Consider the following 24,953-nt stretch of genomic DNA (forward strand, 5'->3'; position numbering starts at 1 on the left):
CGACCGCCGCCGGAACCTAGCATGACAGCTTCCCTGCGAGTAGCGGCTCGCTGAAGGGTGACTGCAAAGCCGATTGCGGCCACGGCAAAACTCTGCGAAGTCTCCTCCACCGAATGACCTTGCGGACCTGCCAATGCCTTCCGTGTTCGAGACGTCCTCGACTGCCACCCCGATCACCTTCGTCACCAAATCGAGCTGGGATTCCGTGCGCGAGACGCTGACGCCGCCGCAACGCCAGTTCGCCATTGCGAGCGCCTACACCGCCAAGCCGGGCAGCTATCTGGCACTCCCCGCGCCGGATGGCACGATCGCGCAAGTGCTGTTCGGCCTCGATGACGACGGCGCCCGATCGCGCGATTCGTTCAGGCCGGGCGCCCTGCCGGGCCTGCTGCCGCCGGGCACCTATCGCTTTGCCAATGCACCGCACGATGCACGACTGGCGGCGCTTGCCTTCGCGCTCGGCAGCTACCGCTTCGCCCGCTACCGCAAGGTCGACAGGCCCGATGTCCGGCTGGTGCCGCCTGACGGCGTCGATCCCGCCGAGATCAACCGCATGGCCGATGCCGCGATGCTGGCGCGCGATCTCATCAACACGCCCTCCAACGACATGGGGCCGGAGGAATTGGCGGCCGCTGCGCAAGAGCTCGCGGCCGAATTCGGCGCCAGCTATGCCTGCACCATCGGCGAGGAGCTGGAGACGAACTTTCCCCTGATCCACGCCGTCGGCATGGCCTCCAGCCGCGCGCCGCGGCTGATCGACATCGGTTGGGGCGATCCTGATCATCCCAAGGTGACGCTGGTCGGCAAGGGCGTCTGCTTCGACACCGGCGGGCTCGATCTGAAGCCGTCGAGCGGCATGCTGATCATGAAGAAGGACATGGGCGGCGCGGCCAACGTGCTGGCACTGGCGCGCATGGTGATGGATGCGAAGCTGAAGGTGCGACTGCGCGTGCTGATTCCGGCGGTGGAGAACGCCGTTGCCGGCAATGCCTTCCGCCCCCTCGACATCTTCACGTCGCGCAAGGGCATCACGGTCGAGATCGGCAATACGGATGCGGAAGGACGGCTGGTGCTCGCCGACGCGCTGGCCCTGGCCGATGAGGAGAAGCCCGAGCTGCTGATCGATCTGGGGACGCTGACGGGCGCTGCGCGCGTTGCGCTCGGGCCGGATTTGCCGCCTTTTTACACCCATGATGAGACGCTGGCCGCCGACGTCGCGCGCTGCGCGGTGCAGGAGAACGATCCGTTGTGGCGCATGCCGCTGTGGCCGCCTTACGATGCGTGGCTGGATTCCAAGACGGCCACCATCACCAACGCACCATCAGGCGGCTTTGCCGGCTCGATCACCTGCGCGCTGTTCCTGCAGCGCTTCGTCGAGCAGGCCAAGAGCTGGCTTCACGTGGATATTTATGGCTGGACGCCGTCGGCGAAGCCCGCGCGGCCCGAGGGCGGCGAGTGCCAGGCCGCGCGCGCCATCTACAAGGTGCTGAGCGAGCGCTATGCGTAATCCCCATTACAATCCGCGGCTGTGGCCGGCGCGCGGCGACATCGCCGCAAAATATCTCGAAGGCCAAGTGCCGGCGGATCGCTATGTCACCGGCGAGGAGTTTGAGATCATCGAGGCGATCGCGCCGATGCGCGAGCAGCCGTCATCGAACGCGATGCTGATGACAGAGGCTCTGCGCGGCGAACGCGTCACCATCTACGACCGCAATGGCGAAGGCTGGGCCTGGGGCCAGCTCGCCAGCGATGGTTATGTCGGTTGGCTGCCCGACGCCGCGCTCGTGAAGCCCGCGGCGGCGCCGACACACAAGGTGAGTGCGCTGCGGACGCTCGTCTTTCCCGGCCCCTCGATCAAGCTGCCACCGGCCGACGCACTGGTGCTGGGATCGAAGCTCACGATTGTGCGCGAGGACGGCCCTTTCGCGGTCACGCGCGACGGCGCGTTCCTGCCGAAGGCTCATCTCGTCCCGCTCGACTCTCGCGAGCCGGACTTCGTCGCAGTCGCCGAACGCTTCGTCGGCACGCCCTATCTGTGGGGCGGCAAGAGCAGTCTCGGCATTGATTGTTCGGGCCTCGTGCAGGTCGCGTTGACGGCCGCCGGCATCGGCTGCCTGCGCGACAGCGACATGCAGCAGGCCGGCATCGGCCGCGCGCTGGAGCCGCATGAGCGAAGCAGCTTACAGCGCGGCGATCTGATCTTCTGGAAGGGCCACGTCGCCATCGCGCGCGATAGCAGCACGATGGTCCATGCCAACGCACATCACATGGCCACGGTAATCGAGCCGATCGAACCGGCGATTGCGCGGATCAAACAGACCGGAAGCGACGTTGTCGCGATCAAGCGGCTGTAGCGCGCGACGTCGAAAATGCGTTGCGCCTGCTTAGGCTCGGAAGGCGCGTCATTCCCGCCAATTTCGTAGTCTTCACGCATCTTGCTGCATCTGGTTCGTCCGAGACAGCCAGCAACACACTGCGGTTGGGATTGCTTGAACCAACTTGATGAGCACCGGCTCATTTTTAACATCCGCGCTCAAGCCAAAAACGTTGGCTTATCCCAACGAAAGAATGAACCTTGATATCGCTGTGGCGGCGATTCTTACGAAGGTCGGTTTTCCGACAAATAGCAGTCCACTAAAGCCAAAAGCCACGCATCGCCTATTCCCCATAACAAAATACCTTCGACGTGATTTGTCCATCAGAGTTGGCGTCGATTCGACCAGGCCGCTAGTTCCCGCTGCATCCCGGTCTTCCGGGCGCCCTAATTGGAGTGAACGAAAGAACCATCCACGGGACGACGCGTTGGCCCGACCATGGGCGCAGACTTAGGGACCAAGGAGATACCATGATCAAATTTGCCAAGCTCATCGCAGTACTCGCCATACCAGCATTGCTGATCGCTAGCCCATCGCTCGCTGGTGGCGGCGGTGGTGGTGGCGGTGGTGGCGGCGGCGGTGGCGGTGGCGGCGGCGGTGGTGGTGGTGGCGGTGGTGGTGGCGGCGGCGCTGGCGGCGGCGGCGGCGCTGGCGGCGGCGGCGGCGGGGCCGGTGGTGGTGGCGGGGTTGGCGGCGGCGCAGGAGGCGCGGGAGCCGGTCTCGGAGGTGGCATCGGAGGCGGTCATGGCGGAGCCGGCGGACATGGCGGAGCCGGCGGACATGGCGCTGCGGGTGTCGGGCACGGAGTATCGGGTACGCCGGGCCACACAATGCAGTCGACCTTTGCACCGCACGAGCGAGGCGCACATCACGGCGCGTCAACCTTCAGCCCGGGACACACGACAACGCCAGGACACGCGATGCAATCGGCGGTTCAAAATCCTCAAGACCGCGGCGCCAAGCGCGGAGCTTCGAGCTTCGCTCCCAGTCGATAGTCGATGTAAGGCTGAAAGCCCCGGTCACAAACCGGGGCTTTTTGTTTTGCAGCCCGTCGCAGCCCTCCACTTTGCACGCGGAAGGCCGTTTCGTACCACTTGCGAGCCGGATGGAAGAGCTGCGCGAACATCAAAATGCAGCGCATCTGTTTTGCGCTCGGAAGCCGATATTGAAGCCGCCGGCCCAGGTCTGCTTTGGGCAATTCCGGACGTGCGGGGTTGTTGACCCCGGCCCTAGAGGACAATCGCCTGGTCCTCCCCCGGAAAACATAAACGTCTGACTGCGCTCGCGTTTAGAGAGCTACCGTTCATAAACATGTACCTTGCAATAACAGGTACCTTGCGATAGTCTCCCCGCATCGAGCAAACCGTGCGGCCGCGATGACCGACTCAACCAATCAGATCCAGCTCAAGAAAGGCGCGCTCGAATTGTGCGTGCTGGCACTGCTGGCGCGCGGCGAAAGCTATGCCTACGAGATTGCCAGCACGCTCGCTTCGGGCGTCGGCATCGGAGAGGGAACGATCTATCCGCTGATGCGGCGCATGCAGGACGATCGACTGGTCGAAACCCGCCTTGCCGAATCCAACAGCGGTCCTCCGCGCAAATATTACCGGCTCACCCCGGCCGGCCGCGCGGCCTTTGCGGCGCAGAAGCGCGAATGGCGCACGTTCACAGATGCCGTCAACCAGTTGCTGGGAGAACGCTGAATGAACCGCGTTGCCTTCTTGACCATCCTCCATGACGGACTAGCCGGGCTCCCGGCGCGGGAGATCGACGATATCATCGCCGACTACATGTCCTACTTCGACGAGGCCGAGACCTCGGGGCGAAGCGAGGCCGAAGTGGCTGAAGCGCTTGGCGACCCCAGGCGGCTCGCGCGCGAGTTGCGCGCCGAGACCGGGCTACGCCAGTGGGAAAATCACCGCAGCCTCGGCAATTCTGCCGCCGCCCTGCTGGCGCTCGGAGGATTGGCCACGGTCGACGTCCTGTTGCTGCTGCCGCTGCTATTCGCGGTGACGCTGATCATGCTGGTGGTCGGCCTCGTCATCCTCGCGCTCGGCATTGTCGGCATCGGATTGCTGCTGAGCCTGCTGAAGGTCGGGCACTTTGCTTCAGTCGCCGCGATGCTGCTGCGCGCGGTGGCGGGCATCGGGTTGATCACTGGCAGCGTCGGCGGCGGCGCACTGCTGCTGCTGGCGCTTAACGGCGCGGTGAAGATGCTCGGGAATTACGCCCGGCTGCACTATCGGCTGCTCAAGCCAGAGCAGGACCCAACCTGACGCCTATCGGAGGTTCGCCATGAACGGAAGTCTTGTGAGGATTGCGGTGGTATCGCTGAGCATTGCAGCCGCCTGCGGGATAGTCACGGTTCTCACTTCGGCAACCGACTGGATCGACGGCGATGCTCGATCGTGGGCCGCCCCGCTGCGAAGCTGCACATGGACGAAAAAGACTGGCGCGGGCGAGCGCCGCACAGTCGATCTCGATTGGACCGGCAGCGACGCCATCAAGATCAGGATTCCGGCGAAGGTGCATTATCAGCCAGGACCCAAGCCACAAGCCAGCGTCAGCGGGAACGCCGATCTGGTCGATCATGTGCGCCTGCGAGACGGCGCGCTCGAGTGGGACACGGTGGAATGGGCCAACCTTGTCGATTGCTCTCCGGCGGACGATCTCGTCGTCCAGATCGCCGGCCCCGCCGTGACCGCATGGGCGTTGAATGGTTCAGGCGAGCTCGACCTTGCCGACCTCAAGCAGGATGTGCTGCGCATCACCGTGCATGGCAGCGGCGTCGTCACGGCAAGCGGCGAGGTCCATGAGGCCGCGCTCGATGCCGCCGGCTCCGGCCGCGTCGACCTCGGCCGGCTCGTCACCCAGAAGACCAGTGCGAGCATCCACGGCAGCGCTACCCTGAAGCTCCTCGACATCAAGCAAGACGTTCTGCATATCGCCGTGCACGGTAGCGGCGCCATTACCGCGAGCGGAACGGCCAAGGAGGTGTCACTCGAGTCTGCCGGCTCCAGCCGCGCCGATCTCGGCCGGCTGGTCACCGAACGAGCCAGCGCGAAGATTCACGGCAGCGGCAATGTCGACCTCGCTCCGCGCCAGGACGCCGATGTCTCGGTCTCCGGCAGCAGCGTGGTGAAACTGCACGGCACCGTGGCGCGGATCAATTCGCACGTGTCCGGTTCAGGTGCGATCAAGCAGGTGCCTTAGACTTTTGCATTCGAACGGCCGCGCGCAACAGGGAGAACACGTCGATGCAGGCTTCCAACCAGGTTTACCGATTGCTTTCCGTCATTGGCCTCTGCTTCACGGCAACGCTTGCGCAAGCTGCGGGCTTACGATCGATCGACATTCCCGCCGGCGCAGATGGCCCGGCGATTCACGGCATGGTCTGGTATCCCTGCGCCGAAACACCGGGAAAGATTCCTGTTGGCGCTTTCGTCCTGACGGGAACAAAGGACTGTCCACTCGCGGGAGACCACCTCCCGCTGGTCGCCGCGTCCCATGGGAGAGGCGGCTCGCTTCTCGGCAATCGCGACACGGCCGAGACCCTCGCAGACAACGGTTTTGTGGTCGCAGCCATCAATCATCCGGGCGACACCGCGCAGGATCTGAGCCGTTCGGGCGATCTCTCGGTCTTCATCGAGCGGCCTACTGACATCAAGCGTTTGATCGACTTCATGATCACTGCGTCGCGGTTCGCCGCAAACATCGATCACGACAGGATCGGCTTCTTCGGCTTCTCGCGCGGTGGATATACCGGGCTCATACTGCTCGGCGCCGATCCGGACTGGACCGGGGTCGCATCGAAGTATTGTCAGCAAAGCCAGGGGCGGTTCTGCCAACAAATCCTGAGCAAAGGATACCCGCTGCAACCCCTCATGCACGATCCCAGGATCAAAGTTGCGGTCCTTGCGGATCCGCTGGCCATCTTCTTCTCGGCGCAAAGTCTGACGCAAGTCAACGCACCAATTCAACTCTGGGCGTCGGAACGCGGCGGTGACGGCGTGCTGCCTCGCGATGTCACCGCCGTGGACGCAAACCTACCGGCGCCACATGACTATCGCGTGGTTTCGAATGCCGGGCATTTCGCCTTCTTCCTGTGTCCGCCAGCGCTGGTCCAAACACAGCCCGAACTTTGTGAAGATGCTGTGGGATTCGACCGCCTCGCATTCCATGCAGAATTCAATGCTGCCGTGCTCGCCTTCTTCCGCAAATGGCTGGCCCGCGCCGATTGAAGGCGACCTTACTTTTTGGGGTTGCAGCCCTCAGACGAACTATTGGGCCGGAAAGAGGGGAAAGGCTATTTGTCTGGCCGCCGGCGAAGTCTCAACATCGAGAGAGCGGTTTCCTTCCACGACATGAGCTGTGGCGCCGGTCCCTTTGTCAGCTCGGCGGGTATCTTTCGTCGGTCGAGCGGAAACCAACGGATGGCCGGACGCGCCGGTGCGGCCAGAGCCTCGTTCACATGGAATCCCTGCCACCTTTGGTTACCTGGACCATCCGCCGTGTCTCCATGTTTGATGATCGGCCCCTCGGTGACGATATAGGAAGACACCATGCGCAAGAACGCATCGACTTCGCCCGGGTCGTAGGCGTTCGATTGATAAAAGACTTCATGATCGGGCGCATCGAGTTGGCTCATGCCAATAGTATCCATCGAGCTCCATGAGGGATCCGTGTTTGGCAATGTGAAGAAGCGCACGTTGGACCAAATCTGCAACGGCATGTCTCCGGTTGATGAATGGTCGTCGCTCAGTCGCTCCAGAAACTGCGAGGCGGGGCTCAAGCACTCCCCGTTCGGATTGAAATAGCAAATGGCCTGCGGCAGTTGAACAAGTGCAGCCGCAATGCGTGTCACGAACTTCAATTCGTGTACCGCGTCGTGATTCTCAGGCATGTTGATCGAAGGGATGGCCGGAGATTCAGCGCCGAAGCTGTAACTGCTGCGAATGCGGATGAAGGCCTGGTGCTGCATAGGAACCGAACGACCGTCCGGCCACGTCCACGCATGCTCGCACGATCGCTTGAGGCTGCCGGGCCACGTTCCCGGACCAAATTGGCCCAAGTGCCACGCCCCGAAAAGCTCGGGTTCGGTGTTCGGGTCTCCCATTTGATCGGGCCAGCGATGGTCAACAATATCGACCAGGACGTAACTATTGACTTCGGCCTTGTAGGCAATAACGAGCGACGGTCCTGACAAGCGCCAATCGCTCGACTCCTTCTGTCGACCGACAATCGTGAAGTCGCCGAGGCGTGATGCAACCTCGTCCAAGGTTGGCGCCTGGCGCAGCAAAATGGCGACCCCCTGTGTGTAGAAAGCTTTGCTTGGCATTTAGGTGGACAGCTCCAAATAGCTCCAGTCTAGCCACTCCGCACAGATCATAGTCGCATGAATCATCGTCAGACGATATCGCTTCGGAAATTATCGAAATGTCAGCAGATGGCTGCAAGGCGAAAGAAGCAGCTTCTTCCGGTCCAGGTCTGACTGGGAGAGAGGCCGTTGCGCGATCAGGCGTCCGGCAGTCACGGCGATCAAGCGATCGGGTTGAGTTCGCAACGGCAGAGGAAACACCTCTCCTTCGGGAGAGCTGAAGGGAAGAGACTACGTCGCCACCGCCCCGCCGCCCGCCGTCTCCAGCCGGAACGCTGCCGCGAACAGCGCGCGGGTGTAATCCGTCTTCGGGTTCTTGAACAGCTCCGCGGCCTGACCTTCCTCGACCACCTTGCCGCTGCGCATCACGATGAGATGGCTGGCGAGCGAGGCAACGACACGCAGATCGTGCGAGATGAACATGTAGGTGAGATCGCGCCTGCGCTGAAGCTCGCGCAGCAGATCGACCATCTGCGCCTGAATGAGCATGTCGAGCGCGCTGGTCGGCTCGTCCAGCACGACGAAGTCTGGCTCCAGCACCACCGCACGGGCGATGCTGATGCGCTGGCGCTGGCCGCCGGAAAACTCGTGCGGATAGCGGTAGCGCGTATCAGGCTTCAGCCCGACATCCTCCAGCGCCTTGACGACGCGCGCCTCGCGCTCCTCGCGTGACAGATTGGGCTGATGTACCGAGAGGCCTTCGGCGACGATGTCGGCGACCGACATGCGCGGCGAGAGCGAGCCGAACGGGTCCTGAAACACGATCTGCATATCGCGCCTGAAAGGGCGCATCTCCTTGAAGCGCAGGCCCTGGATGTCCTTTCCCAGGAACACGATGCGCCCGTTCGACGAGATCAGTCGCAGCAGCGCCAAGCCCAGCGTGGTCTTGCCCGAGCCGGATTCGCCGACGACGCCGAGCGTCTCGCCCTTGCGCACGGCAACGCTGACGCCGTCGACGGCCTTGATGTGGCCGACCGTCTTGCGCATCAAGCCGCGCTTGATCGGAAACCACACTTTCAGATCGTCAGCCGACATCACCACCGGCGCATTCGGCTGCGGCGGCGCAGGATCCGGCTTCGGCTCTGCCGCAAGCAAGTCACGCGTATAGGGATGTTTCGGGGTCTTGAAGACCTGCTCGACCGGCCCTTGCTCGACGATCTCGCCGCCCTTCATCACACAAACCGTGTCGGCGATGCGGCGCACGATGCCGAGATCATGGGTGATGAAGAGCAGGCTCATGCCGAGCCGCGACCGGATCTCGGCGAGCAGGGCCAGGATCTGTGCCTGCACGGTGACGTCGAGCGCCGTGGTCGGCTCGTCCGCGATGAGCAGATCCGGCTCGTTGGCGAGCGCCATCGCGATCATCACGCGCTGGCGCTGGCCGCCGGAGAGCTGGTGCGGGTAGCTTTTCAGACGCGTCTCGGGCTCGGGGATGCCGACCTGCGTCAGCAGCTCCAGCGTCCGCCTGCGCGCATCCGCGTTGCTGGTCGGATTGTGCAGCTGGATGATCTCGCCGATCTGCGCCTCGATCGTGTGCAGTGGATTGAGCGAGGTCATCGGCTCCTGGAAGATGATGGAGATGTCGCTACCTCTGATCTCCCGCATCTGCTGCTCGGACTGGTCGATCAGCTCCCGCCCCTTGAAACTGATGCTACCCGAGGGGTGCGAGGCGGTCGGATAGGGCAGCAGCTTCAGGATCGAGAGCGCGCTGACCGACTTGCCGGAGCCGGACTCGCCGACCAGCGCGACGCATTCGCCGCGCTTGATCTGGAACGACACCTTGTCGACCGCAAGCGTCGTGTTGCCGCCCTGGTGGAAGGCCACCGAGAGATTGCGCACGGCCAGCAATGGCTGGTTGATCGCGTCCATCACGCCCTCACTTGAACGTCTTGCGCGGATCGAAGGCGTCGCGCACGGCTTCACCGATGAAGATCAGCAGCGACAGCATGATTGCGACCGAGAAGAAGCCGGTGAAACCGAGCCACGGCGCCTGCACGTTGGATTTGCCTTGCGACAAGAGCTCGCCGAGCGAGGGCGAGCCGGGCGGCAGGCCGAAGCCGAGGAAGTCCAGCGCGGTCAGCGTCATCACCGAGCTCGAGACGATGAACGGCAGGAACGTCATGGTCGCCACCATCGCGTTGGGCAGCAGATGCCGGAACATGATGACCCCGTTCGAGACGCCGAGCGCCCGCGCCGCCTGGATATATTCGAAATTGCGTCCGCGCAGGAATTCGGCGCGCACGAGGCCGACCAGCGACACCCATGAGAACAGCAGCAGAATGCCGAGCAGCACGAAGAAGCCGGGCACCAGCACCGAAGACAGGATCAGCAGCAGGTAGAGCGAGGGGATCGCGGTCCAGATCTCGATGAAGCGCTGGAAGGTGAGATCGATCCAGCCGCCGAAATAGCCCTGGATGCCGCCGGCGGCGACACCGATGATCGAGGAGACGATGGTGAGACAGAGGCCGAACAGGACCGAGATACGGAAGCCGTAGATCAATCGCGCCACCACGTCGCGGCCCTGGTCGTCGGTGCCGAGCCAGTTATATTCGAGGTCGCGGCAGCTCTTCAGCCCCTTCTTCTCGACCACCGGCTTGCACTGGGCTTCCGTCAGCATCCAGGTCGGCGGCGACGGTGCCGGCGTCGGCAGGTCCAGATTGTGGGTGTCGTAGGAGTAGCGGATCAGCGGCCAGACGATGCTGCCGCCCTTGTCCTTGATCAGCTTCTGCAAGTAGGGATCGCGGTAGTCGGCCGCTGTCTCGAAGTCGCCGCCGAAGGTCGTCTCGGAATAGGTGACGAAAGCCGGCCAATAGAGGTGGCCGTCATATTTGATCAGGAACGGCCGGTCGTTGGCAATCAGCTCGGCAAACAGCGACACCACGAACAGGACCATGAAGATCCAGAACGACCAGTAGCCGCGCCGGTTCGCCTTGAAGTTTTCCCAGCGCCTCTTGTTCAGCGGCGACGGTGCGAACGGCTTGCGCGTGATCGGCACGGCCGCGCCGAGCGGGCTCTTGGCCGACGTCTCGATCGGGGTTGGGGCGGTCAGCGTCATCAGACCTCCCTCGCCTCAAAGTCGATCCGCGGATCGATCCACATATAGGTCAGATCGGAGATCAGATTGACCACGAGACCGACGAGCGAAAAGATGTATAGCGTGCCGAACACGACCGGATAATCGCGATTGAGCACGCTTTCGAAGCTGAGCAGCCCGAGCCCGTCCAGCGAGAAGATCGTCTCGATCAGCAGCGAGCCGGAGAAGAAGGCGTGGATGAACGCGCCCGGAAAGCCCGCAATCACGATCAGCATCGCATTGCGGAAGATGTGGCCGTAGAGCACCTGGTTCTCGCTGCAGCCCTTGGCCCGCGCGGTCATGACATATTGTTTGCGGATCTCGTCGAGGAACGAGTTCTTGGTCAGCAGCGTCATGGTCGCGAATGCGCTCAGACCCATCGAGATCAGCGGCAACGTGAGGTGCCAGAAATAGTCGATGATCTTCCAGTACCACGGAAACTGCGACCAGCCGTCCGAGGTCAGGCCGCGCAGCGGGAACAGGTTGAAGAACGAACCGCCGGCGAACAGGATGATCAGGAGGATCGCGAACAAAAAGCCGGGAATCGCGAAACCGATGATGATGATCGCCGAGGTCCAGGTGTCGAAGCGCGTACCGTCCTTCACCGCCTTGCGGATGCCGAGCGGGATCGAGATCAGATAAGTGATCAGCGTCAGCCAGATGCCGAGGGAGATCGAAACCGGCAGCTTCTCCTTGATCAGCTGGATCACGCTGACGTCGCGGAAATAGCTCTTGCCGAAATCGAAACGGGCGAAGTTCCACACCATCAGCGCGAAGCGCTCCGGCGCGGGCTTGTCGAAGCCGAACTGCACCTCGAGCTTCTTGATGAAGTCGGGGTCGAGCCCCTGAGCGCCACGGTACTTCGAGTTGATGGCATCGCCGCCGGCTCCCAGTTGCCCCGGCGCGCGCTGCGCAAAGTCGCCACCGCCCGAGATGCGTGAGCTGCCGCCGGTATCGGCGCCCGAAAGCTGCGCGATCACGCGCTCGACCGGACCGCCCGGCGCGAATTGCACCACGACAAAGGAAACGAACAGAATTCCGAGCAACGTCGGAATCATCAGGAGAATACGGCGGGCGATATAAGCGCTCATGATTATTGCGCCTGCTCGAGCTTGGCCGCCTTGGCGCGGTCATACCACCAGTTTTCAGGCGCACCGACGCCTTGCGCATATTTCGGCGGCTTGTCGGGATGGCTGAACTGATCCCAATAGGCGAGGCGATGGAAATTGGCGTACCATTGCGGCACCCAATACCGACCGGCGCGGAAGACGCGATCAAAGACGCGACAGGCCGTGGTCAGCTCTGCCCGGTTCTGGGCCGCGATGATCTTCTCGATAAGAGCATCGATTACTGGATCGGAGATGCCGGCGAGGTTGTACGAGCCCTTGGTCTTGGCTGCTTGCGAGGAGAAGAACGGCCTCATGGCGTCACCCGGTGTCGCAGACATCGAGAAGCGCTCCATGGTCATGTCGAAGTCGAAATCCTCCACCCGCGCGCGATACTGCACGGCATCGACCAGCCGGAACGTCGCATCGATGCCGAGCGTTGCGAGGTTCTTCAGGTAAGGGCCGTGATGCGGCTGGAGCGAGGGCTCGTCGTTCAGGAACTCGATCGTGAACGGTTCGCCATTGGGCAGAACCCGCTTGCGATCCTTGATGACGAAGCCGGCTTCGTTGAGCAGCTCGCTCGCCTTGCGCAGCAGAGTACGGTCCTGGCCCGAGCCGTCCGACACCGGCGGCACGAAAGGCTGACCGAACACTTCGTCGGGCACCTTGCCACGGAAGGGCTCCAGCAATGCGAGCTCTTCAGGCGAAGGCGGGCCCGATACCATCATGTCGGAATTCTGGAACGGCGAGCGCGTGCGCGCATAGGCGCCGTACATGATGGTCTTGTTGGTCCACTCGAAGTCGAAGGCATAGATCAGCGCCTCGCGCACGCGCGGATCCCTGAACTTGTCGCGCCTGAGGTTCATGAACCAGCCCTGCGCGCCCGAGGGCGTCTCGTCCGGCAACTGTTCGCGCTTGACGCGGCCGTCCTTGACGGCGGGAAAATCGTAGCGGGTGGCCCATATGCGCGCGGTGAGCTCTTCGCGAAACAGATAGTTCTTGCCGGTGAAGCCTTCGAAGGCGACGTCGCGGTCGCGATAGAATTCGTAGCGCACCGTATCGAAATTGAAGCTGCCGCGGCAGACCGGCAGATCGGCACCCCACCAGTCCTTGACCCGGTCGTATTCGATGTAACGGTTGACCTCGAACCTGCCGACCTTGTACGGGCCGGAGCCGAGCGGCGTATCGAGCGTCGATTCATCGAAGGCGCGCGTGGCGTAATACGCTTTCGAGAAGATCGGAAGGCTGGCGACATAGAGCGGCACGTCGCGCGCGCGGTTCGGCGCAAAGGTGACGGCGACGGTGGCGTCGTCGATCGCCTCGGCCGTCACCAAATCGCGGAGCTGCACGATGATCAGCGGATGCCCCTTCTCCTTGAGGACATTGAGCGAGAAGGCGACATCATGCGCAGTCAACTTCGAGCCGTCGTGGAAACGGGCCTCGGGACGCATCGTGAAGGTGTAGGTCAGCTTGTCCGGCGAGATCCGGACCGACTTGGCGGCGAGCCCGTACATGGCATCGGGCTCGTCGTTGGCGCGTCCCATCAGCGCCGCGAAGGTCATGTCCATGCCCTGCGCGCCCTCGCCCTTCAGAATAAAGGCATTGAGCGAAGAGAAGGTGAAATAGGACTGGTTATACGATCGCACCGACGGGATCAGCGAGAACGTTCCGCCCTTCGGCGCATCGGGATTGACATAATCCAGATGGTGGAAGTCGGCCGGATATTTGAGGTCGCCGAAGGCCGAGATGCCGTGAGCTTCCGCTTCCGCCGCCGCCTCCGACGCCCTCACCTTGCGGAGTGCGCCGGCGCCAAGCGCGCCGCCGACACCGAGGACCAGCACCTGCCGGCGTGAAAGCTGCGCCATGCGCAATCGCTTCCTCAAGAGCGTTTTCCGATCCGCGCCGCCTTCTCAGCATCGTACCACCACAGCGTCGGCAGGCCGGACCGGCCGTATTTCGGCAGCGGATCGGCATGGCTGAAGCGGTCCCAGCGAGCGTAGCGCGAGAAGCCGTAGGTGAATTGCGGGACGAGGTAGAAATTCCACAACAGCACGCGATCGAGCGCGTGGGTCGCGGCAACCAGTTCGGCGCGATTTTTGGCGTAGATCACCTTCTCGATCAGAGCGTCGACCGCGGGATTCTTGATGCCGATGGTGTTGCGCGCACCGGGCATGTCGGCGGCCTGCGAGCCCCAGAACTCGCGCTGCTCGTTGCCGGGCGAAAGCGATTCGCCCCATTGATCGATGATCATGTCGAAGTCGAAGCTGCGCAGCCGGTTCTGGTACTGCGCGTCGTCGACGACGCGGATCGAGGCGCTGACCCCGATGCGCTCCAGCGAGGGCTTGTAGAACAGCGCTATGCGCTCGGACGAGGGATCCTGCACCAGGATCTCGACCGTGAGCGGCTTGCCGGAAGCGTCTACCAGCTTGTGGTCTTTGACCTCGAAGCCGGCCTCCTTCAGGAGTCTTGCCGCCTCGCGCAGATTGCTTCGCACGGCGTCCGGACTGCCGCCGACCGGATTCTGGTACACCGTGGTGAAGACCTCCGGCGGCACCTTGTCCTTCACGGTTTGAAGAATCTCCAGCTCCTGCCCCTGCGGCAGGCCGGATGAAGCGAGCTCCGTCCCCTCGAAATAGCTCGCGATGCGTTTGTACTGGCCATAGAAGAGCTGCTTGTTCATCTCTTCGAAATCAAAGGCGTAGTTGAAAGCACGGCGCAGCCGCGCGTCCTTGAACTGATCGCGGCGGATGTTGAAAGCGAAGGCCTGCATCCGGCCGGAATCGTTGATCGGGAATTCCTCCTTGATCACGCGCTTGTCGGTCACCGCCGGGAAATCGTAGGCCGTGGCCCACTGCTTGGCCGAATTTTCCGCAATCCAATCGGCCTGGTCGGCCTTGAAGGCTTCGAGCGCGACGAGGTTGTCGCGGAAGAACTCGAAACGCAGCTCGTCGAAATTGTTCGTGCCAATTTGGCTTGGGACGTTGGCGCCCCAATAATCCTTCACCCGCTCGAGTTTGATCGAACGTCCGGCCACAAATTCCTTGATCTTGTAGGGACCGGAGCCGAGCGGTGGCTCCAACGTGGTCGCGCCAATGTCGCGCTTGCGGCCCTGGGCGTCGGTACCCTCCCACCAATGCTTTGGCAGCACGGTGAGCTCGCCGACGATGGTGGGCAATTCGCGGTTGCCCGGCGCATCGAAGGTGAATTTTACGTCTCGCTCCCCGCTCTTCTCCACCTTCGTGACATGACGATAGTAGGAGGCGTACATCGGGCTCAGCTTCTTCAGGCTCTCCAGCGAGAAGATCACGTCCTCAGGTGTTACCGGCTTGCCATCGTGCCAGCGCGCTTCCTTGCGCAGACGGTAGACCACCCAGGAAAAGTCGTCAGGATGCTGCGCGGATTCGGCGAGTTCGCCATACTCGGTGGCGACCTCGTCCTGGGCACGCGTCATCAACGTTTCGTAGATCAGCGCGGCGGCCGGTGCGAGGGAGCCCTTAGTGCCCGCCACCGCGATGTTGAAATTATCGAAGGTTCCGAGCGAGATCAGCCGAGCGACGCCGCCCTTGGGCGCATCCGGATTGACGTAGTCGAAGCGCTTGAAGTCGGCGGGGTACTTGATGTCGCCGAACAATGACAGCGCATGGCGCCAGGGCAGGTCTCCGGCCGATTGCGCTTCCGCCGATCCGACCAAGGGAACACCCGCCGCAGAGCCGAGGGCGGGAAGCGCGCTAGCGGCCGCGCCGGTGAGCAGAAGATCGCGTCGGGTAATGGCCAAATCAACATCCCTGTCTTGAAGGAGGCTACTCCTTTAAGTTCCCAATATAGGCGAGGTTTCGACGGAATATGTTGCTTTTTCCTCATGTTGGAAGGCCGGGCGGCCTCTTCGATGCGACCAAACGCCCCGATCACGGCGCCGCGGGGCCCGAATAGGGAAACGGCCAGGCTTTGGGGCCTGGCCGCATATCCGAAATCGAAGACTGAAGCGCCTTATTTCGCCGCGGTCGGGAGCGGCTTCGGGTTGTCCGAGAGGCTGTTCAGGTAGGCAATGACGTCGGCGCGCTCCGAGTCCTTCGGGATGCCGGCAAAGCCCATCGCGGTGCCCGGAATATCGGCCTTCGGATTGGCAATGAACTTGTTCAGCTCGTCGATGGTCCAGGTGCCGCCCTTGGCCTTCATCGCGGCCGAGAAGTTGAAGCCGTTGCGGCCTTCGCCGCGGTGATCGCCGACGATGCCATAGAGGTTCGGACCAACCCGGTTCGGGCCGCCCTTCTCGAAGGTGTGGCAGGCGGCGCACTTCTTGGCGGCGGCGGCGCCCTTCTCGACGGAAGCGGTCTGGAGCAGCTTTTCGATCGGCTCGGAGGAGGCCGCGGCCGCGGGCGCGCCGCCCTTGTCGCCGGCTTCTTCCTTCACGGCGATTTCGAAGCCCGGCTTTTCCGGCATCTTGGGCGAGAACAGCGCATTGGCGGTGAAGCTCGTCACCAGCAGGATGAGACAGGTGCCAAGCACGGCACCGAGAATCTTGTTGAGTTCGAAAGAGTCCATTTCCGGCTAGGCCCCACACCGCAAGAAGGAAAAAGCGGCCGGGCGGCCGCCAGGACGAGCCTCGGGAGAATCAAAAACGTTCCTTCTTGTTTCCCCGAGTTTTGCCATTGAGATATCGGTTTGCCCGGGGTCTGGCAACCCGTATAAGCGGTCCCGCTTTCAGCCCGTCCCCACCCCATTTCTCGGTGCGGAAAACGCTCCGTTTCCAGGCCCTTGAACTGATGACTGATTCCCGCATCCTGGTGCTGATCCCGGCCCGCATGGCCGCCACCCGCCTGCCCGGCAAGCCGCTCGCCGATATCGCGGGCATGCCGATGATCGTGCATGTGATGCGGCGCGCCGTGGCGGCCGGTATCGGTCGCGTCGCGGTGGCAACCGACACGGCGGAAATCGCCGCGGTCGTCACCGCCCATGGCGGCGAGGCCGTGATGACCCGCCCGGAACACCCCTCCGGCTCCGATCGCATCCACGAGGCCATGCAGAAGCTCGATCCGGCGGGGAAAGCCGAGATCGTGGTCAATCTCCAGGGCGATTTCCCGACGATCACGGTCGACAACATCCGCGAGGTTTTGCCACCGCTGGAAGACCCTGAAGTGGATATCGCCACGCTGGCGTCGCAGATCCACACCGAGGAGGAGGACCTCGCCCCGAGCGTCGTGAAGGCGATCGGAACCTCGCTCGGGGGTCGACGCATGCGCGCACTTTATTTCACCCGCGCGACCGCGCCGACCGGCGACGGACCGCGCTACCACCATATCGGCCTCTACGCCTATCGCCGCGCCGCGCTGGAACGCTACGTCTCGCTGCCGCCCTCGCCGCTGGAATTGCAGGAGAAACTCGAGCAGCTCCGCGCGCTGGAGGCCGGGATGCGCATCGACTTCATCATCGTCGACACCGTCCCCCGCGGGGTCGACACGCCGGCGGACCTCGAGACCGCCCGCAGCATCCTTTCCAAATCCTGAGCCGCTGCTACAAGGCCGACCATGAGCAAGATGAAGATCGCATTCCAGGGCGAACCTGGCGCCAATTCCCACATCGCCATCGTCGAGGCCTATCCCGACGCCGAGCCGATGCCCTGCGCCACTTTCGAGGATGCGCTGTCGGCGATCTCCTCGGGCGAGGCCGATCTCGGCATGATTCCGATCGAGAATTCGGTCGCCGGTCGCGTCGCCGACATCCACCATCTGCTGCCGGCCTCCGGCCTCTTCATCATCGGCGAATGGTTCTTGCCGGTTCGGCATCAGCTGATGGCGGTGAAGGGGACCAGGCTCGAGGACATCAAGAGCGTCGAGAGCCACGTCCACGCGCTCGGCCAGTGCCGCCGCGTCATCCGCAAGCTCGGCATCAAACCAATCGTGCACGCCGATACCGCCGGTAGCGCCCGCGACATCTCCGAACGCAATGACAAGACCGTCGCCGCCATTGCCTCGCGCCTCGCCGCAAAGATTTACGGCCTCGACATCCTCGCCGAGGACATCGAGGACGAGTCCCACAACACCACGCGCTTCGTGGTGCTGGCACGCGAGCCGAAATGGGCCCCGCAAGGCTCCGGCCCGCTGGTCACAACTTTCGTCTTCCGGGTGCGCAACCTGCCGGCCGCGCTCTACAAGGCGCTCGGCGGTTTTGCCACCAACGGCGTCAACATGACCAAGCTCGAAAGCTACATGGTCGACGGCAATTTCTTCGCCACGCAGTTTTATGCCGATGTCGACGGCCATCCTGAAGATAAGGGCCTCGCCTTTGCGATCGAGGAGCTGAAATTCTTCTCGCGCGAATTCCGCATCGTCGGCGTGTATCCGGGCCACCCGTTCCGCGCGACGTTCAACGAGACGCAGGATTAGTCTCGTGTCCCGGACGCCCGAAGCGCGAGCCGGGATCCAGAGGCCACATCCAGAGGCCACGATGTCCTAAGCTGCGATGCGCCCCGGCTCTGCAGTGCACCGCTGAAGAAGCGCTGCGCTGCGTCCGGGGCACCAGGGCGGCCTACGCCGCCTGCTTCCTCAGCCCGAACGCCTCGGCCAGCAGCGCATACGACTTCTTCCGCGCCTCGTGGTCGTACACAGCCGTAGTCACCATCAATTCGTCCGGCTTGCTCGCCTCGATCAGCGGCTGAAGCTTTCTTTGCACTGTCGCCGGATTGCCGACGAACAGGCGCGAGCGGTTGCGTGCGATCGAGACGCGCTCGGCCTCGGAGTAAGGATAGGCCAGCGCTTCCTCGACGCTCGGCAGCGGCAGATATTGGCCCCGATCGCGGCGCAGGCGGTTGAGGTCGAACGAGCTGGCGAGCTTTTCGGCCTCCTCGTCGGTGTCGGCCGCGATGGCGGCAACGGCGAGGATCGCGTGCGGGGTCGCCCGCCAGGCCGAGGGCTGGAAGCGGTTGCGATAATGCACCATCGCGTCGACCGCATCGTGGGATGCGAAGTGATGCGCGAAGGCGAAGCCCATGCCGACCTGGGCCGCGAGCTCCGAGGAATAGTCGCTGGAGCCGAGCAGCCAGATCGGCGGCAACGGACTGTCATCGGGCATCGCGACAACGTTGTGATAGGGGTGGCCCGCGGGAAATTCGCGGGTCTCCCACAAAATCAGTTCATGCAGCCGCTCCAGAAAATCGTCGCCCTCGCGGCGGTCGAGCCGGCTTCTGAGGGCATAAGCGGTCGCACCATCCGTGCCGGGCGCACGACCGAGGCCAAGGTCGATGCGGCCGGGAAACAACGCCTCCAGCATCTTGAAGCGCTCGGCCACCACCAGCGGCGCGTGATTGGGCAGCATCACGCCGCCGGAGCCGACGCGGATATGCTTCGTCACTGCCGCGATCTGCCCGATCATCACGTCGGGGGCCGGGCTCGCTACCGAAGCAAGGTTATGGTGCTCGGCGAGCCAGTAGCGGACATAGCCGAGCCCGTCGACGTGGCGGGCCAGGTCGATGCTGTTGCGCAGTGCGACGGCAGGCTTTGTGCCGGTGGTGACGACGGACAGGTCGAGGACTGAGAGCGGGATCATGGCGCGTTAACGTAGTGAAGGGGCGCGCGGCGGCAATGGGCAGTCCATGCAGGTCTGGCGTGTGTCGGCCGCCAGCCCAGGCGTAACACCGATCGACCTTGGTGGGATAAATACCGACTCAATCGCGTGAACCTCAAATTGCCCACCGGAGAATCTACTAACCGCGGCCACTCGAATACCAGTTATTTTATTGATATAAATATGTATTACGTAATCGCCAGCCTTTCCCACTGAAGTCATATGTCGTGTTAAAATACGTCATATTATTCACAAAGTGGGCCACTTCCCATCCCTGATGGGCTGTCGGGGGCAGCTGCTTTGGCTTATCTTGCCACCTCCATCTAGACCGACGCCGAGCACGCAGCCTTGGAGTGAGTGGTGCCATGACTGATCTGACGAAGCCTGCGACAGCCGACGGGCAAAACGGGCACCTGAAGCGGCCTGCGATCTCTTTCGAGTTCTTTCCGCCCAAGACCGAGGAGATGGAGCGCAATCTCTGGGAGACGATCAACCGGCTGGCGCCTCTCGAGCCGAAATTCGTCTCCGTGACCTATGGCGCCGGCGGCTCGACCCGGGAGCGGACCCACTCGACCATCGCGCGCATCCTCAAGGAGACCGCGCTGCTGCCGGCGGCGCATCTGACCTGCGTCGGCGCCTCGCGCGGCGAGATCGACGAGATCGTCGACCGCTATCACGAGGTCGGGGTGCGCCACATCGTGGCCTTGCGCGGCGATCCCGCCGGCGGCATCGGCACGCCCTACTCGGCCCATCCCGACGGCTATCAGACGTCCGACGCGCTCGTCGCCGGAATCAAGAAGCGTCACGGCGACATCGAAGTCAGCGTGTCTGCCTATCCCGAGAAGCACCCCGAAGCCCGCGACTTCGACGCCGACATCGACACTCTGAAGGCCAAGGTCGACGCCGGCGCGACGCGCGCGATCACGCAAGTCTTCTTCGATAACGACTTTTACTTCCGCTATCTCGACCGCGTCCGCACCCGCGGGATCAACATTCCGATCGTGCCGGGTATCATGCCCATGCACAATTTCAAGCAGGCGCGCAATTTCGTCACCCGGAACGGCACCAGCGTGCCGGACTGGCTCGCCGCGAAATTCGAGGGCCTCGACAACGACGCCGAGACCCGCAAGCTGGTGGCCGCGACGGTTGCGGCCGGCCAGGTGCAGAAACTGGCAAAACACGGCGTCGACACCTTCCACTTCTACACCATGAACCGCGCCGATCTCGTGTTCGCGATCAGCCATTTGCTCGGCATTCGCGCCAAGAGCGCGCAGAAGGCGGCTTAAGACACCATGACCGTACCCACCCCGCCCAAGCGAACCGCCCTGATCAACGCCGCGCGCGAGCGCATCCTCGTGCTCGACGGCGCCATGGGCACGATGATCCAGAACCTGCAGTTCGACGAGGCCGCCTTCCGCGGCGAGCGCTTCAAGAATTTCCACCGCGATCTGCGCGGCAACAACGACCTGCTGATCCTGACCCAGCCGCAGGCGATCGAGGACATCCACGCGGCCTATTTGCGCGCCGGCGCCGACATCGTCGCCACCAACACCTTCTCGACGACCTCGATCGCACAGGCCGACTACGACCTCACCGACATCGTCTACGAGATGGCGCGCGAAGGCGCCCGCCTCGCCGGTAACGCCGCCCGCTGCGTCGCGGCCGAAGACGGCAAGCCGCGCTTCGTTGCCGGTGCCATCGGTCCCACCAATCGCACCGCCTCGATCTCGCCCGACGTTTCCAATCCGGGCTATCGCGCCGTCACCTTCGACCATTTGCGCAAGTCTTATGGCGAGCAGATCCGCGGCCTGATCGACGGCGGCGTCGACCTGCTGCTGGTCGAGACCATCTTCGACACGCTGAATGCCAAGGCGGCGCTCTATGCGATCGCCGAGATCACCGAAGAGCTCGGCATTGACATGCCCGTGATGGTATCTGGCACCATCACCGACAAATCCGGCCGGCTGCTGTCGGGGCAGATGCCGGAGGCGTTCTGGAATTCGGTGCGGCATGCAAGACCCGTCACCATCGGCTTCAACTGCGCGCTCGGCGCGGAAGATCTGCGCGCGCATATCGCCGATATCGGCCGCGTCGCCGATACGCTTGTCTGCGCCTATCCGAACGCCGGCCTGCCCAATGAATTCGGCCAGTACGACGAGACGCCGGAATACATGGCGCGCCTGATCGGCGAGTTCGCCCGCGACGGCCTCGTCAACATCGTCGGCGGCTGCTGCGGCACCACGCCGGATCACATCGCGGCGATCGCTGCGGCCGTGGCTCCGCACAAGCCGCGCATCGTGCCTGAGATCGCGCCGCGCTTGCGGCTCTCCGGCCTCGAACCGTTCGTGCTGACCGATGCAATTCCCTTCGTCAATGTCGGCGAGCGCACCAACGTCACCGGGTCGGCCCGCTTCCGCAAGCTGATCACCGCCGGCGACTACACTGCGGCGCTGCAGGTCGCGCGCGACCAGGTCGAGAACGGCGCGCAGATCATCGACGTCAACATGGACGAGGGCTTGCTCGACTCCGAAGCCGCGATGGTGACCTTCCTCAACCTCGTCGCCGCCGAGCCCGACATCGCCCGCGTCCCCGTGATGGTCGATTCTTCGAAATTCTCGGTGATCGAGGCCGGCCTGAAGTGCGTGCAGGGCAAACCGGTCGTCAACTCGATCTCGATGAAGGAAGGTGAAGAGAAGTTCGTTCACGAGGCGAAGATCGCGCGGCGCCATGGCGCGGCCGTGGTGGTGATGGCGTTCGACGAGGTCGGCCAGGCCGACACCTTCGCGCGCAAGACCGAGATCTGCAAGCGCGCCTACGACATCCTCGTCAACCGCGTCGGCTTCCCGCCCGAGGACATCATCTTCGATCCGAACATCTTTGCGATCGCGACCGGCATCGAGGAGCACAACAATTACGGCGTCGACTTCATCGAGGCGACGCGCTGGATCCGCCAGAACTTGCCGGGCGCGCACATCTCGGGCGGCGTGTCGAACCTGTCGTTCTCGTTCCGCGGCAACGAGCCGGTGCGCGAGGCCATGCACTCCGTGTTCCTGTATCACGCCATCAAGGCCGGCATGGACATGGGCATCGTCAATGCCGGGCAGATGATCGTCTATGACGACATCGACCCCGAGCTGCGGCAAACCTGCGAGGACGTCGTCCTCAATCGCGACCCTGGCGCCTCCGAGCGCCTTCTGGCGCTGGCCGAGAAATTCCGCGGCAAGAAGACGGAAAGCAAGGAAGCTGATCTCGCATGGCGCGAATGGCCGGTGGAGAAGCGGCTGTCGCATTCGCTGGTCCACGGCATCACCGAATTCATCGAGCAGGATACCGAGGAAGCCCGCAGGAACTCCTCGCGCCCGCTCGACGTGATCGAGGGCCCGCTGATGGCCGGCATGAACGTCGTCGGCGATCTCTTCGGCGACGGCAAGATGTTCCTGCCGCAAGTGGTGAAGTCCGCCCGCGTCATGAAGCAGGCCGTTGCCTACCTCATGCCGTTCATGGAGGAGGAGAAGGCGCGCAACCTGGCGAGCGGCATTGGGACCGAGGGCTCGTCGTCCGCCGGCAAGATCGTGCTCGCGACAGTCAAGGGCGACGTCCACGACATCGGCAAGAACATCGTCGGCATCGTGCTCCAGTGCAACAATTACGAGGTGATCGATCTCGGCGTGATGGTCCCCGCCGCCAAGATCGTGGAGACCGTGAAGGCGGAGAAGGCCGATATCGTCGGGCTCTCCGGCCTGATCACGCCCTCGCTCGACGAGATGGCGTTCTTCGCCGGCGAACTGCAGCGTGAAGGCCTCAAGCTGCCGCTCTTGATCGGCGGCGCCACTACGAGCCGCGTGCACACCGCGGTGAAGATCGACCCGAGCTATCGCGCCGGCCCCGTCGTGCATGTCAACGACGCCAGCCGCGCGGTCGGCGTCGCCTCCTCGCTGCTCTCGCCCGAGAAGCGCGAGGCCTATGCGGCCGAGGTGCGGGCCGAATACGCCAAGATCTCGGAGGCGCATCTGCGCGCGCAGGCCGACAAGAAGCGGCTGAAACTGGCTGACGCCCGCGCCAACCGCGTGCCGGTCGATTTCGCCAAGAGCAGGCCGGTGAAGCCGACCTTCCTCGGCATCAAGAGCTTCGACGACTACGATCTCGCCGAGCTCGTGCCTTACATCGACTGGACGCCGTTCTTCCAGACCTGGGAGCTCGCAGGCCGCTTCCCCGCCATCCTCGACGACGCCAAGGCCGGCGAGGTCGCGCGTTCGCTCTATGACGATGCGCGCAAGATGCTCGACACCATCGTGAGGGAGAAATGGTTCCGGGCGCGCGCGACGATCGGATTCTGGCCGGCGAATGCGCAGGGCGACGACATCGTGCTCTATGCCGACGAAAGCCGGACGAAGCAGATCGCGACGCTTCATACGCTGCGCCAGCAGCTCGAAAAGCGCGAGGGCCGCTTCAACGCCGCGCTGTCCGACTTCATCGCGCCTTCAGGCGTGCCCGACTATATCGGCGGCTTCGTGGTCACCGCAGGGATCGGCGAGGACGCGGTTGCCGACCGCTTCAGAAGCGCCAACGACGACTACTCCTCGATCCTGTGCAAGGCGCTGGCCGATCGCCTGGCCGAAGCCTTTGCCGAGCGCATGCATGCCCGCGTGCGCCGCGAGTTCTGGGCCTATGCGCCCGACGAGGCGCTCTCCAACGAGGATCTGATCCTCGAAAAATATCAGGGCATCCGTCCCGCGCCTGGCTACCCCGCGCAGCCCGATCACACCGAGAAGGCGACGCTGTTCGAACTGCTCGATGCGGAAGCGACCGCCGGCGTGAAGCTGACCGAGAGCTTCGCGATGTGGCCGGGCTCGTCCGTGTCAGGACTCTATTTCGCCAGCCCCGAGAGCTATTATTTCGGCGTCGGCAAGATCGAGCGCGACCAGGTCGAGGACTATGCTGCGCGCAAGGGCATGAGCGTGGCGGAGACCGAGCGCTGGCTCGCGCCGGTGCTGAACTACATCCCGTCGCGAGAGGAAGCCGACAAGGCCTTCGCTGCGAGACCTGCGAACGACGAGGCTTCGAACGACCTCGCCTCGCATCCGCCGGGCTGCACCTGCGCGGTGCATCTCGTCTGGCAGAAGAAGCGCGCGGGAGCGGGGTAGGCGCGCCTCGGGCGCGAAAGGCGAAAACAACCCCATGCACCGTAGGAATGGGGTTGAAAGGATTGGCGAAATTTCGGTGTTACCGAAAATCGCTTGCTCCGTCGGGCAAAACACCTGTATCAAGGCAGGATCGGATGTTGCGCGCTGGTCGATATTGCTCCTGCATGCGCGGTTCTTATCCTCCCCTGGAGGGGGAGGATCGGTTCGCATGCAGCGAAGCGAAATGCGGACCGAGGTGGGGTGACAGTCTCTCCGCGCTGTGCACTGCCCGTGTTGAGAGATCACCCCACCCCGCTCGCGCTTCGCGCGATCGACCCT

Annotated in this window: 19 protein-coding genes; 10 read left to right on the plus strand and 9 right to left on the minus strand. The window is 63.4% G+C overall.

Annotated elements, in window-relative coordinates:
• Window positions 1–133 precede the first annotated feature (133 nt).
• Complete coding sequence (locus BM374_RS12205) at window positions 134–1,507, plus strand: leucyl aminopeptidase family protein (RefSeq protein WP_092292338.1); 1,374 nt, start codon at window positions 134–136, stop codon at window positions 1,505–1,507.
• A complete protein-coding gene (locus BM374_RS12210) occupies window positions 1,500–2,354 on the plus strand; it encodes a C40 family peptidase (RefSeq protein WP_092292340.1) in 855 nt (284 codons plus the stop codon). Before BM374_RS12205 ends, BM374_RS12210 begins: the two co-directional genes overlap by 8 nt.
• 407 nt (window positions 2,355–2,761) lie before the next feature.
• Here BM374_RS12210 and BM374_RS39960 read toward each other — a convergent pair whose 3' ends face one another.
• Window positions 2,762–3,178 carry a hypothetical protein gene (locus tag BM374_RS39960; RefSeq protein ID WP_177248250.1) on the minus strand — a complete coding sequence of 139 codons (417 nt, stop codon included), beginning with the start codon at window positions 3,176–3,178 and terminating at the stop codon, window positions 2,762–2,764.
• Window positions 3,179–3,751: 573 nt separating this feature from the next.
• Here BM374_RS39960 and BM374_RS12220 point away from each other — a divergent pair.
• Genes BM374_RS12220 through BM374_RS12235 form a run of 4 tightly spaced genes read left to right on the plus strand, consistent with a single transcriptional unit; the run spans window position 3,752 to window position 6,616 of the window.
• A complete protein-coding gene (locus BM374_RS12220) occupies window positions 3,752–4,078 on the plus strand; it encodes a PadR family transcriptional regulator (protein ID WP_092292344.1) in 327 nt (108 codons plus the stop codon).
• Window positions 4,079–4,651 carry a DUF1700 domain-containing protein gene (locus BM374_RS12225; RefSeq protein ID WP_092292346.1) on the plus strand — a complete coding sequence of 191 codons (573 nt, stop codon included), beginning with the start codon at window positions 4,079–4,081 and terminating at the stop codon, window positions 4,649–4,651. It abuts the gene before it with no gap.
• Between the two features lie 19 nt (window positions 4,652–4,670).
• Complete coding sequence (locus tag BM374_RS12230) at window positions 4,671–5,588, plus strand: GIN domain-containing protein (protein ID WP_092292348.1); 918 nt, start codon at window positions 4,671–4,673, stop codon at window positions 5,586–5,588.
• 44 nt (window positions 5,589–5,632) lie between these two features.
• Window positions 5,633–6,616 carry an alpha/beta hydrolase family protein gene (locus BM374_RS12235; protein WP_092292350.1) on the plus strand — a complete coding sequence of 328 codons (984 nt, stop codon included), beginning with the start codon at window positions 5,633–5,635 and terminating at the stop codon, window positions 6,614–6,616.
• Between the two features lie 65 nt (window positions 6,617–6,681).
• Here the strand turns inward: BM374_RS12235 and BM374_RS12240 are convergent, their stop codons facing one another.
• From BM374_RS12240 to BM374_RS12270, 7 genes are all read right to left on the minus strand, one after another.
• Entirely contained in the window at window positions 6,682–7,713 is a 1,032-nt protein-coding gene (locus BM374_RS12240) for a DUF4261 domain-containing protein (RefSeq protein WP_092292352.1), read from the minus strand.
• Window positions 7,714–7,983: 270 nt separating this feature from the next.
• Window positions 7,984–9,621 carry an ABC transporter ATP-binding protein gene (locus BM374_RS12245; protein ID WP_092292354.1) on the minus strand — a complete coding sequence of 546 codons (1,638 nt, stop codon included), beginning with the start codon at window positions 9,619–9,621 and terminating at the stop codon, window positions 7,984–7,986.
• 7 nt (window positions 9,622–9,628) lie between these two features.
• Window positions 9,629–10,807 (minus strand): ABC transporter permease, encoded by a 1,179-nt coding sequence (locus tag BM374_RS12250; protein ID WP_092292356.1) that lies wholly within the window; start codon window positions 10,805–10,807, stop codon window positions 9,629–9,631.
• A complete protein-coding gene (locus BM374_RS12255; protein ID WP_092292358.1) occupies window positions 10,807–11,916 on the minus strand; it encodes a microcin C ABC transporter permease YejB in 1,110 nt (369 codons plus the stop codon). The genes BM374_RS12250 and BM374_RS12255 overlap by 1 nt, the downstream gene beginning before the upstream one ends.
• Before the next feature lie 2 nt (window positions 11,917–11,918).
• The gene (locus BM374_RS12260; RefSeq protein WP_092292360.1) at window positions 11,919–13,796 is read right to left on the minus strand and encodes an extracellular solute-binding protein; all 1,878 of its coding nucleotides are present in this window, start codon (window positions 13,794–13,796) and stop codon (window positions 11,919–11,921) included.
• A gap of 14 nt (window positions 13,797–13,810) precedes the next feature.
• The gene (locus BM374_RS12265) at window positions 13,811–15,706 is read right to left on the minus strand and encodes an extracellular solute-binding protein (RefSeq protein WP_092292362.1); all 1,896 of its coding nucleotides are present in this window, start codon (window positions 15,704–15,706) and stop codon (window positions 13,811–13,813) included.
• Window positions 15,707–15,918: 212 nt separating this feature from the next.
• On the minus strand, window positions 15,919–16,473 hold the full coding sequence (locus tag BM374_RS12270; RefSeq protein WP_092292364.1) for a c-type cytochrome: 555 nt from the start codon (window positions 16,471–16,473) through the stop codon (window positions 15,919–15,921).
• 221 nt (window positions 16,474–16,694) lie between these two features.
• Here BM374_RS12270 and BM374_RS12275 point away from each other — a divergent pair, with 221 nt between their 5' ends.
• Window positions 16,695–17,435, plus strand: coding sequence for a 3-deoxy-manno-octulosonate cytidylyltransferase (locus tag BM374_RS12275; RefSeq protein WP_092293399.1), 741 nt, complete (start codon window positions 16,695–16,697; stop codon window positions 17,433–17,435).
• A 21-nt stretch (window positions 17,436–17,456) separates the two neighbouring features.
• Complete coding sequence (locus BM374_RS12280; RefSeq protein WP_092292366.1) at window positions 17,457–18,314, plus strand: prephenate dehydratase; 858 nt, start codon at window positions 17,457–17,459, stop codon at window positions 18,312–18,314.
• Between the two features lie 142 nt (window positions 18,315–18,456).
• On the opposite strand, the gene BM374_RS12285 is transcribed toward BM374_RS12280, so the two are convergent.
• Window positions 18,457–19,473: an LLM class flavin-dependent oxidoreductase gene (locus BM374_RS12285; protein WP_092292368.1), complete on the minus strand. Its 1,017-nt coding sequence runs from the start codon at window positions 19,471–19,473 to the stop codon at window positions 18,457–18,459.
• Between the two features lie 383 nt (window positions 19,474–19,856).
• On the opposite strand from BM374_RS12285, the gene metF reads away from it, so the two are divergent.
• Together metF and metH are read left to right on the plus strand one after the other, a co-directional pair.
• Complete coding sequence (gene metF, locus BM374_RS12290; RefSeq protein WP_177248251.1) at window positions 19,857–20,777, plus strand: methylenetetrahydrofolate reductase [NAD(P)H]; 921 nt, start codon at window positions 19,857–19,859, stop codon at window positions 20,775–20,777.
• A gap of 6 nt (window positions 20,778–20,783) precedes the next feature.
• On the plus strand, window positions 20,784–24,635 hold the full coding sequence (metH, locus tag BM374_RS12295) for a methionine synthase (RefSeq protein WP_092292372.1): 3,852 nt from the start codon (window positions 20,784–20,786) through the stop codon (window positions 24,633–24,635).
• Window positions 24,636–24,953: the final 318 nt, after the last annotated feature.

The sequence above is a fragment of the Bradyrhizobium sp. Ghvi genome, assembly GCF_900115265.1.
GTDB lineage: Bacteria > Pseudomonadota > Alphaproteobacteria > Rhizobiales > Xanthobacteraceae > Bradyrhizobium.

Excerpts from the sequence above, each read along its gene's own strand:
- BM374_RS12260 (WP_092292360.1), bottom strand. The coding sequence starts at position 13,796 with ATGGCGCAGCTTTCACGCCGGCAGGTGCTGGTCCTCGGTGTCGGCGGC.
- BM374_RS12250 (WP_092292356.1), bottom strand. The coding sequence starts at position 10,807 with ATGACGCTGACCGCCCCAACCCCGATCGAGACGTCGGCCAAGAGCCCG.
- metF (WP_177248251.1), top strand. The coding sequence starts at position 19,857 with ATGACTGATCTGACGAAGCCTGCGACAGCCGACGGGCAAAACGGGCAC.
- BM374_RS12255 (WP_092292358.1), bottom strand. The coding sequence starts at position 11,916 with ATGAGCGCTTATATCGCCCGCCGTATTCTCCTGATGATTCCGACGTTG.
- BM374_RS12280 (WP_092292366.1), top strand. The coding sequence starts at position 17,457 with ATGAGCAAGATGAAGATCGCATTCCAGGGCGAACCTGGCGCCAATTCC.
- BM374_RS12275 (WP_092293399.1), top strand. The coding sequence starts at position 16,695 with ATGACTGATTCCCGCATCCTGGTGCTGATCCCGGCCCGCATGGCCGCC.
- BM374_RS12245 (WP_092292354.1), bottom strand. The coding sequence starts at position 9,621 with ATGGACGCGATCAACCAGCCATTGCTGGCCGTGCGCAATCTCTCGGTG.
- BM374_RS12225 (WP_092292346.1), top strand. The coding sequence starts at position 4,079 with ATGAACCGCGTTGCCTTCTTGACCATCCTCCATGACGGACTAGCCGGG.
- BM374_RS12235 (WP_092292350.1), top strand. The coding sequence starts at position 5,633 with ATGCAGGCTTCCAACCAGGTTTACCGATTGCTTTCCGTCATTGGCCTC.
- BM374_RS12220 (WP_092292344.1), top strand. The coding sequence starts at position 3,752 with ATGACCGACTCAACCAATCAGATCCAGCTCAAGAAAGGCGCGCTCGAA.
- BM374_RS12240 (WP_092292352.1), bottom strand. The coding sequence starts at position 7,713 with ATGCCAAGCAAAGCTTTCTACACACAGGGGGTCGCCATTTTGCTGCGC.
- BM374_RS12205 (WP_092292338.1), top strand. The coding sequence starts at position 134 with ATGCCTTCCGTGTTCGAGACGTCCTCGACTGCCACCCCGATCACCTTC.
- BM374_RS12210 (WP_092292340.1), top strand. The coding sequence starts at position 1,500 with ATGCGTAATCCCCATTACAATCCGCGGCTGTGGCCGGCGCGCGGCGAC.
- BM374_RS12285 (WP_092292368.1), bottom strand. The coding sequence starts at position 19,473 with ATGATCCCGCTCTCAGTCCTCGACCTGTCCGTCGTCACCACCGGCACA.
- BM374_RS12270 (WP_092292364.1), bottom strand. The coding sequence starts at position 16,473 with ATGGACTCTTTCGAACTCAACAAGATTCTCGGTGCCGTGCTTGGCACC.
- BM374_RS12230 (WP_092292348.1), top strand. The coding sequence starts at position 4,671 with ATGAACGGAAGTCTTGTGAGGATTGCGGTGGTATCGCTGAGCATTGCA.
- metH (WP_092292372.1), top strand. The coding sequence starts at position 20,784 with ATGACCGTACCCACCCCGCCCAAGCGAACCGCCCTGATCAACGCCGCG.